Genomic DNA, 8,848 nt, shown 5'->3' on the forward strand with positions numbered 1-8,848 from the left:
GGCTTGCTCGCGAAGAGGGGGTGTCAGACAACATCTTTGTTGGATGACACACCGCCTTCGCGAGCAAGCCCGCTCCCACATGGATTGCATTCCAAATGAACTTCAAGAATGGGTGATCAGGCTCTGCCGGCAGTCGAGCACCAGTTTCGCGCCGCCGAGGTCGCTGGTGCCGACTTCAAGATTGAAGCCATGCAAGCTGACAATCGCCGCAACGATCGACAGCCCTAATCCGAACCCGCTCTGCGGCTGTCCACCCTCGGTGCGATAGAAACGCTGGAACACCGCCTCACGCTCTGACTCGGCAATCCCCGGCCCCGAATCGTGCACTTCGATGCGCGTATGCCCTGCGTCATTCACACCGCGCAAAATCACAGTTCCGCCCGCCGGCGTGAACTTGATCGAGTTGCTCAACAGGTTCGCCAGCGCCTCAAACAACAACGCCCGGTCGCCATTCAGCGCCGGCAATGTTTCCGGCATGTTCAGTTCGAAATGCAGCTCATCTTCTTCAGCCAGCGGCAGATAAAACTCATGCAGTTCCTGCAGCAATTGCACCGGATCCAGCTCGACAAAACCGGAGCGGCGCTGGCGATCTTCCAGTTCGGAAATCCGCAACAACCCTCGAAACCGCGCCATCAGCGTGTCCGCCTCAGCCAACACCAGATCCAGTTGCGCTGCTTCCTGCGAGCCTTCGCCCGCCTGTTGCTGCATGCGATACAACTGCGCACGCAAGCGGGTCAACGGTGTGCGCAAGTCATGGGCGATGTTGTCGCAAACCCCCTTGACCTCGTTCATCAAACGTTCGATGCGTTCAAGCATGGCATTGACGATGGCGGCGAGCATGTCCAGTTCATCGCGGCGGTTGGACAGCGGCAGGCGATGGGTCAAATCGCCCGCGACGATCGCCTGAGCGCTGTCCTGAATCGCTCTGATCCGCCGCAAAGGTCGGCGTCGCAGCAAGTGCCAACCGGCGATCCCCGGCAGAATCGTAAATGACACCCCCCAGAACAATGCATGCAGAATGATCCGCGTCACCGCGAACAGCGAACCGTTATCGCGCAGCAGCACCAGCCAGCGGCCGTCGCGGGTCTGCGTGGCGACGGCATCGCAACTGTCGTTGGGCAGGGTCGGATCATCGGAGCCGGCGCAGTCGGCAAGCATATGGATCTTGCCGTCCAGCGGCAGGCCTTCGGGAATCTGTTGCAGAGCGCCGCCGAGATAACGGCCCTCGACGTCGAACAAACCATAGGCATCGATGCCACGAATGTCGAACGTCATGCTCGCGGCGAGGGCGTCTTGCAGTTGGTCACCGCGAAAGTGCGAAAACAGATGCTGACGTTGCATCAGCGAATGCTTGGCGAGGTTATCGAGGTAGCTGGACACCTCGAAGTACATGACCCCCATGAGGATCGCGCTCCAGGCCACGAACAACGAGCTGTACAGCGCCAGCAAGCGGCTGCTGGAAGAGCGCCAGCCGTCAGACGGGTTCGGCAATGACATAACCGGAGCCCCGTACCGTGCGGATCAGTGGAACATTGCCCACCGCGTCGATTTTCTTGCGCAAGCGGCCGATGTGCACGTCAATCAGGTTGGTGCCCGGGTCGAAGTGATAGCCCCAGACTTCCTCGAAAATCATCATCCGCGACAGAATCTGGCCGCTGTTGCGCATCAGAAATTCGAGCAACTTGTACTCGGTCGGCAGCAGCGTCAGCACTTGGTCAGCGCGGCGTGCTTCGTGGCTGATCAAATCCAGCTCAAGGTCGGCGACTTGCAACGTGGTCGGTGGCGTATCGGCGCTGCTTTGGCGGCGCAACAGCACTTCAACCCGCGCGGCCATCTCATCGGTGGCGAACGGTTTGGTCAGATAGTCATCACCACCGGCGCGCAAACCGCGCACGCGTTCATCGACATCGGAGAGGGCGCTGATCATCAGAATCGGTGTTGACACGCCCATGGTGCGCAGCGTTGTGACGATGGCCAAGCCATCCAGTTCGGGCAGCATGCGATCAAGAGTGATCAGGTCGTAGTTGCCGCTGACGGCACGGTCCAGGCCTTCTCGGCCATTGTCGACCCAATCCACGTCGAGGCCATGGCTGCTCAGTTCTGCAACGATTTCCCGGGCGGTCACGGCGTCGTCTTCGATGGTCAAAATGCGAGTCATGGGCAGGCCTGCTGATCGGTTGAAACGGAATGGCAGCATTTTGCCAAGATTTTTGCCTGGCGCTTTAAATTAACTTTCATGTAGGGGCTGTCAGAAACGCAGATTCGCTTGCTGCGGATCAATGCAGACTAATGCATAAAACCCGCTGTAATTCACAGCTTGTTGCAATTTGCATGGTCTTAGGAAGTTCATTCTTTGTAACTCATTGAAAATAAACGATTTATTAAATATCTGCATCTGGCACGGTCGCTGCAATTCCTCTCTCGAACGAGTTGTAACACCATTTTTCATGCCTGGAGCAGAACAACAATGAATAGATCCTCTGATGGGTTTTATCCTGCCTTTGAAGGAGATTCGAGCAACGTCTCAGGGGTGTCCTGGGGCGCGATCTTCGCTGGCGCGGCGGCGGCTGCGGCATTGTCGTTGATCCTTGTACTGCTCGGTTTCGGTTTGGGTTTCTCCGCTGTTTCACCGTGGGCCGGGGAGGGCGTGAGTGCCAAGGGCCTGGGTATTTCAACGATCGTGTGGCTGGCGGCGACGCAGATTATCGCTTCCGGCATGGGCGGTTATGTGGCCGGGCGTCTGCGGGTCAAGTGGGCGAACATGCACGGTGACGAGGTTTACTTCCGCGACACCGCGCACGGTTTCCTCGCCTGGTGTGTGGCAACGTTGGTCACCGCAACATTGGTGGTCGGCTCGGTCAGCAGCATTGTCAGCGGCGGTGTGCAGGCCGGTGCCAGCGTGGCGGGCGGTGCAGCCAGTGCCATGACCCAGGCGGCCGGTACCGCTGCGGCGAACACCGACAGCAACCAGTACGGTTACTTCATCGACAGCCTGTTCCGTGATGATCGCCCGGCTTCGGTCAGCGATGACGCTGCCCACGGCGCCGTGGCCCGCATCTTTGCGCAAAGCCTGGCCAACGGTCAGCTGAGTGCCGAGGATCGTACCTACCTTGCGCAGTTGGTCGCTCAACGTACTAACTTGTCGCAGGCTGATGCCGAGCGCCGTGTAGACGAAGTCTATGCCCGCACTCAGAAAGCCATCGCCGACGCCAAAGTCAAAGCTCAACAAGCGGCTGACACCGCTGCGAAAGTCGCTGCCTGGACTTCGCTGTGGATGTTCATCGCGCTGCTGGCCGGTGCCTTCTTCGCCAGCCTCGCGGCCACCTTTGGCGGTCGTCGTCGCGATGCAGTCGAGTACGTTGAAGTCGATACATACACCACGACCACTTCAGTCCGTTAAACAAGGAGCATCACCATGCGCTCACTTCTACTGTTTTTTCTCGGCGTACCGATCCCGATCATTATTCTGATCGCCCTGTTCGTACACTGATCTATTGGGGCTTATGCCTCGGCCGCTTGCACCTTCGGGTGCAAGCGGCTTTTTCGTTTCTGCCTGAATGACCGGCTACCGATCTGGGTCAATATTTCCCTCTGGAATATTCACTAACGTATTTGATCCAGACCCTGGCTGGGCGTGAGCTACAGTGATTCAGGCGCAAATACTGCGCTGACGTAGTAGCCGAAACGACGCACGAATCAGATGAAGTAAACACGTCGACACGCTGTAGTGCAGCAAGGAGCTGACGCACAACTCCCCTGAAATTTTCACGGATGAATTGCAATGCACTGCCTAGAAAGAACCTTCGATATCCAGCCCTTGGCGCAGGCGGATATGACTGTCCATATCAACGGCCAGTCGGTCGACGCCGCCATTGGCGAAACCGTTCTCAGCGTCATTCAATCCCTCGGCTTGCGCCAGATTGCACGTAACGATCATGACCAGATCAGCGGTGCCTACTGCGGCATGGGCGTGTGCCAGTGCTGTCTGGTGAGAATCGATGGTCGGCATAAGCGCCGCGCCTGCCAGACGGTGGTGCGCGACGGCATGCAGATCGAAACCGGCGTCAACCGCATCACCGAGCAGGAGGTCGTATGAACCGGCATCCGGTGATTGTCGGCGGTGGACCGGCAGGCATGGCAGCGGCCATCGAACTGGCTCGCCACGGCGTGCGTTGCACGCTGCTGGAAGAGGCTTCGCGTCTGGGCGGTGTGGTCTATCGCGGGCCATTGCGCGACGGCGTGCAACTGGATTACCTCGGGCCGCAGTACGCGGAAGCGCTGGGCAAATTGCACGGTGAATTTCAGCAGCATGCCGAACTGATTGACGTCCGGCTCAACCATCGCGTGGTCGGTGCCGAAGGTACTCGCGCGCTGGTGGTGCTTGATGGTGATGAACAACTCCACGAAATCGAATACCCGCAGTTGTTGCTGGCGGCCGGTTGCCACGAACGCAGCGTGCCGTTTCCTGGCTGGACGCTACCGGGCGTGATCATGCTCGGTGGCCTGCAATTGCAGATTAAAAGTGGCGTGGTCAAACCCCAAAGCCCCGTGATCATTGCCGGCACCGGGCCCCTGCTGCCGTTGGTGGCGACGCAACTGCATGCGTCCGGCGTCAAGGTGTCTGGCGTTTATGAGGCCTGTGCGTTCGGCAAGATCGCCCGTGAGAGTCTGGCACTGCTGAACAAGCCACAATTGTTTCTCGATGGTTTGAGCATGCTGGCCTATCTGAAACTGCATGGCATCCCGATGAACTACGGCTGGGGCGTGGTCGAAGCCCACGGCGAGGGCGGGCTGAAAAGCGTCAGCGTCGCGCCGTACTCGGCCACTTGGGAGCCGGACATGGCCCGCGTCGAGCGTTTCGAAGCGCAGACACTGGCCGTCGGTTACGGCTTTATCCCGCGTACGCAGCTCAGTCAGCAAATGGGCCTGGATCACGGCTTCAGTGACGACGGTTATCTGCGTGCCCATTCGAATATCTGGCAGCAAAGCAATCAGCCTCACGTGCATCTGGCCGGTGACATGGGCGGGATTCGCGGCGGTGAAGCGGCGATGCTCGCCGGCAAAATTGCCGCCACGTCGATCCTCTTGCAACGCGGCGTCTTCGAAGAGGAACTGGCGCAGATTCGCCGCGACCGCTTTCTGAGCAAACTCAAAGCCATTGTGCGGTTTCGCGCGGCGGTCGATCGCTACACCGAACGCGGGGTTGGCCAAACGGCATTGCCCGCGGCCGACACGGTGATCTGCCGTTGCGAACACGCCACCCGTGCCGACATCGATCTGGCGCTGGAGCAAGGCGTGCAAGACATCGCCAGTCTGAAAATGCGCACCCGCGTGAGCATGGGCGATTGTCAGGGGCGCATGTGCGTCGGCTATTGCAGCGACCGTTTGCGCCAGGCCACCGGACGTAAGGATGTCGGCTGGCTGCGCCCGCGTTTCCCGATTGATCCGATTCCCTTTTCCGCGTTTCAGTCCGTCGGCACGGAGGCCGTTTCCCATGAGTAAGTTCTACGACGTGATCATCGCCGGCGGTGGCGTGATCGGCGCGTCCTGCGCCTATCAATTATCAAAACGCAAAAATCTTAAAGTCGCGCTGATCGACGCCAAGCGCCCGGGCAACGCGACGCGTGCTTCGGCCGGCGGTTTGTGGGCGATCGGCGAGTCGGTGGGCCTAGGGTGCGGGGTGATCTTTTTTCGCATGATGTCGGCCAACCGCAAGCGCGAAACCCAAGGCGCCGCTGTTGCAGTCGACTCGAGCACGCCGCACATTTTGCCGCCGTCATTCTTCGACTTCGCCCTGCAATCCAACGCGCTGTACCCGGCGCTGCACCGTGAGTTGAAGGACAACCACGGAATGGATTTCAAGTTCGAAAAAACCGGGCTGAAATTCGTTATCTATGACGATGAGGATCGGTTGTACGCCGAGCATATCGTTGGCTGCATTCCGCATCTGGCCGATCAAGTACGCTGGTTTGATCAAGCCGAGTTGCGCGCGGCTGAACCGAGTGTCAGCCACGAAGCACGCGGAGCGCTTGAATTCCTCTGCGACCATCAGGTCAGCCCGTTCCGTCTCGCCGATGCCTACACCGAAGGCGCGCGGCAGAACGGCGTCGAAATCTACGTCAACACTAACGTGACCGGTGTGTTGCATCACGGTTCGCGGGTGACCGGCGTGCAAACGGCGGAAGAAGGCGTGTTCCACTGCAAAACCCTGATCAACGCGGGCGGTGCCTGGGCGGCAGATTTGAGCGAGTGGGCGACCGGCATCCGTATTCCGGTAAAACCGGTGAAGGGCCAGATTCTGCTGACCGAACGCCTGCCGAAAATCCTCAACGGCTGCCTGACCACCAGTGATTGCTACGTGGCGCAAAAGGACAACGGTGAAATCCTGATTGGCAGCACCACCGAAGACAAAGGCTTCGACGTCACCACCACCTATCCGGAAATTGCCGGGCTGGTGCAGGGCGCGGTGCGCTGTTTGCCAGAGCTCAAGGATGTGAACCTGAAACGCACGTGGGCGGGATTGCGCCCGGGTTCGCCGGATGAGTTGCCGATTCTGGGGCCGATGCGCGGCGTGCAAGGGTATTTGAATGCCTGCGGGCACTTCCGCACCGGGATTCTGACCTCGGCGATCACCGGCGTGTTGCTGGACAAACTGGTTAACGATGAACCGCTGCCGTTGGACATCACGCCGTTTCTGGCGGATCGCTTTGAAGCCGTGCCGGTCAAGCAAGCCCTGGAAGTTGAACTGGCCTGACACAATCCCCTGTAGGAGCTGCCGAAGGCTGCGATCTTTTGATCTAGATCTTTAAAATCAGCGTCAAAAGATCGCAGCCTTCGGCAGCTCCTACAGGGTTGGGTTACCACATCATTTCGGTATTGAACACGGGCTCAGGTTTTGCGCGATTCCTCTTCCAACTGATCCGACTCAAACAGCCGCGCCAGCTCGGCCCTGGCTTCCTGGGCGGTTTGCAGCACCTTGGCCATGTCGTCGTAAACCGCATGTTGCGCTTCCAGAACCTGTTCGTCGTGATGCTTGAAGCGTTTGATCCGCGCATCGGCCTGCGCTTGCGTCAACCCGAGCCCCACCAACGTGCGCCGGCTCATTTCCAGACTCGAATAATACGTCTCACGAATCGCCTCAGCGCCGACATCCACCAAGCGGTGAACATGCTGACGGTTACGCGCCCGGGCGATGATTTTCATTTGCGGATACAGCTTGCGCACCACTTCGGCGGTCTTGATGTTGGTCTCCGGATCGTCCGTGGCAATCACGAAATATTCCGCCTCGCCAACCTTCGCCGCGTTGAGAATTTCCGCGCGCATCGGGTCGCCGTAGAACACCGGCACACCGCCGAAGCTGCGCGACAGTTCGATGGTTTCCACCGACGTGTCGAGGGCGACAAACTTGATGTTCTGTGCACGCAAAATCCGCGCGACGATCTGACCCATCCGTCCCATGCCAGCGATCACCACGCGCGGGCTGTCGGTATCGATTTCGCGAAATTTCTCCGGGACTTCCACCGGCTGCACTTTCGGGCTGACCATTTTGGCGCAGATCAACAACAGCAGCGGCGTCACCGCCATCGACAGGGTGATGGTCAGTACCAGCAAATCGTATAGGCGCGGATCGAACAGGTTCTGATCGCGTCCGATCTTGAACACCACAAAGGCAAACTCACCGCCGGCCGCCAACACGATACCGAGACGAATTGCGCTGACCTTGTTCAGCCCGCCGGCTAAGCGTCCCACGATAAACAACAGTGGCAGTTTCAGACCAATCAACAGCAGCGTCAGCCCCAGTACAGTAATCGGCGCACTGAGCAGCAAACTGAGGTTGGCGCCCATGCCGACGCTGATGAAAAACAGGCCGAGCAGCAAGCCTTTGAACGGTTCGATCTGCGCTTCCAGCTCATGGCGATATTCCGAATCCGCCAACAGCAGGCCGGCGAGAAACGCGCCCAGTGCCATCGACACGCCGACCAGATCCATCAGCCACGCCGTGCCGATCACCACCAGCAACGCGGTGGCGGTCGAGACTTCCGGCAGTCCGGTTTTCGCGACAATACGAAACACCGGGCGCAACAGATAACGGCCGCCGACTACGACCACGGCAATACTGCCCAGCACCTGTAAACCGTGGTTCAAGTCTTGAGCGGCGCTGGTGGTGTGATCGCCGCCGGCCAGCATTGGCACCAGCGCAATCAACGGGATCGCCGCAATGTCCTGAAACAGCAAAATCGCAAACGCCAGCCGACCGTGAGGGCTGGTCAGCTCTTTGCGTTCGGCCAGGCTTTGCAGGCCAAAAGCGGTGGACGACAAGGCCAGACCGAGGCCGAGCACAATTGCGCTGTTGAGCGGTTGGCCGAAGGCGAACAACGCCAACACACCGATCACCGACGCCGTCAGCAGCACCTGCGCCAGGCCAACGCCGAACACCGATTTACGCATCACCCACAACCGTCGCGGTGACAGCTCAAGACCGATGATGAACAGCAGCAACACCACGCCCAATTCGGAAATATGGCTGACGCTTTGCGGGTTACCGATCAGCCCCAGCACGGACGGGCCGATGATCACCCCGGCAAACAGATAACCGAGCACAGCGCCCAATTGCAGACGTTTGGCCAAAGGCACGATAAGCACCGCCGCCAATAGAAAGACGACGATGGCTTGTAACAAATTGCCTTCATGGGGCATGGGTTTACTCCTGACAACGGTACGGCGAATGCGGCAAGGATAAGGGCTGAAACGATTGCATATCCACCACAGATCTCTGTAGGAGTGAGCCTGCTCGCGATAGCGGTAGATCAGATACTGTTGAGTTGAATGATCTACCGCTATCGCGAGC

Annotated in this window: 7 protein-coding genes; 4 read left to right on the forward strand and 3 right to left on the reverse strand. The window is 59.0% G+C overall.

Annotated features, from left to right (window positions below; all coding sequences use genetic code 11):
• Window positions 1–102: 102 nt before the first annotated feature.
• Both QMX93_RS28120 and QMX93_RS28125 read right to left on the reverse strand, forming a co-directional pair.
• Window positions 103–1,497, reverse strand: coding sequence for a HAMP domain-containing sensor histidine kinase (locus QMX93_RS28120; RefSeq protein ID WP_282358785.1), 1,395 nt, complete (start codon window positions 1,495–1,497; stop codon window positions 103–105).
• Window positions 1,475–2,158: a response regulator transcription factor gene (locus QMX93_RS28125; protein WP_282358787.1), complete on the reverse strand. Its 684-nt coding sequence runs from the start codon at window positions 2,156–2,158 to the stop codon at window positions 1,475–1,477. The genes QMX93_RS28120 and QMX93_RS28125 overlap by 23 nt, the downstream gene beginning before the upstream one ends.
• 309 nt (window positions 2,159–2,467) lie before the next feature.
• Between QMX93_RS28125 and QMX93_RS28130 the strand changes: the two genes are divergently transcribed.
• The 4 genes from QMX93_RS28130 to hcnC all read left to right on the forward strand — a co-directional run bounded on the left by QMX93_RS28130 (window position 2,468) and on the right by hcnC (window position 6,754).
• Entirely contained in the window at window positions 2,468–3,400 is a 933-nt protein-coding gene (locus QMX93_RS28130; RefSeq protein WP_282358789.1) for a hypothetical protein, read from the forward strand.
• 381 nt (window positions 3,401–3,781) lie between these two features.
• Window positions 3,782–4,096 (forward strand): cyanide-forming glycine dehydrogenase subunit HcnA, encoded by a 315-nt coding sequence (gene hcnA / locus QMX93_RS28135; protein WP_159814701.1) that lies wholly within the window; start codon window positions 3,782–3,784, stop codon window positions 4,094–4,096.
• Window positions 4,093–5,502 (forward strand): cyanide-forming glycine dehydrogenase subunit HcnB, encoded by a 1,410-nt coding sequence (gene hcnB, locus QMX93_RS28140; RefSeq protein ID WP_282358791.1) that lies wholly within the window; start codon window positions 4,093–4,095, stop codon window positions 5,500–5,502. Before hcnA ends, hcnB begins: the two co-directional genes overlap by 4 nt.
• On the forward strand, window positions 5,495–6,754 hold the full coding sequence (hcnC, locus tag QMX93_RS28145) for a cyanide-forming glycine dehydrogenase subunit HcnC (protein WP_282358793.1): 1,260 nt from the start codon (window positions 5,495–5,497) through the stop codon (window positions 6,752–6,754). The genes hcnB and hcnC overlap by 8 nt, the downstream gene beginning before the upstream one ends.
• Before the next feature lie 134 nt (window positions 6,755–6,888).
• Here the strand turns inward: hcnC and QMX93_RS28150 are convergent, their stop codons facing one another.
• Window positions 6,889–8,697 carry a monovalent cation:proton antiporter-2 (CPA2) family protein gene (locus QMX93_RS28150; RefSeq protein WP_282358794.1) on the reverse strand — a complete coding sequence of 603 codons (1,809 nt, stop codon included), beginning with the start codon at window positions 8,695–8,697 and terminating at the stop codon, window positions 6,889–6,891.
• Window positions 8,698–8,848 lie beyond the last annotated feature (151 nt).

Source organism: Pseudomonas sp. PS01303 (assembly GCF_029959385.1).
In the GTDB taxonomy this organism is placed as follows: Bacteria; Pseudomonadota; Gammaproteobacteria; order Pseudomonadales; family Pseudomonadaceae; genus Aquipseudomonas; species Aquipseudomonas rustica.

Excerpts from the sequence above, each read along its gene's own strand:
- QMX93_RS28120 (WP_282358785.1), bottom strand. The coding sequence starts at position 1,497 with ATGTCATTGCCGAACCCGTCTGACGGCTGGCGCTCTTCCAGCAGCCGC.
- QMX93_RS28125 (WP_282358787.1), bottom strand. The coding sequence starts at position 2,158 with ATGACTCGCATTTTGACCATCGAAGACGACGCCGTGACCGCCCGGGAA.
- QMX93_RS28130 (WP_282358789.1), top strand. The coding sequence starts at position 2,468 with ATGAATAGATCCTCTGATGGGTTTTATCCTGCCTTTGAAGGAGATTCG.
- hcnA (WP_159814701.1), top strand. The coding sequence starts at position 3,782 with ATGCACTGCCTAGAAAGAACCTTCGATATCCAGCCCTTGGCGCAGGCG.
- hcnB (WP_282358791.1), top strand. The coding sequence starts at position 4,093 with ATGAACCGGCATCCGGTGATTGTCGGCGGTGGACCGGCAGGCATGGCA.
- hcnC (WP_282358793.1), top strand. The coding sequence starts at position 5,495 with ATGAGTAAGTTCTACGACGTGATCATCGCCGGCGGTGGCGTGATCGGC.
- QMX93_RS28150 (WP_282358794.1), bottom strand. The coding sequence starts at position 8,697 with ATGCCCCATGAAGGCAATTTGTTACAAGCCATCGTCGTCTTTCTATTG.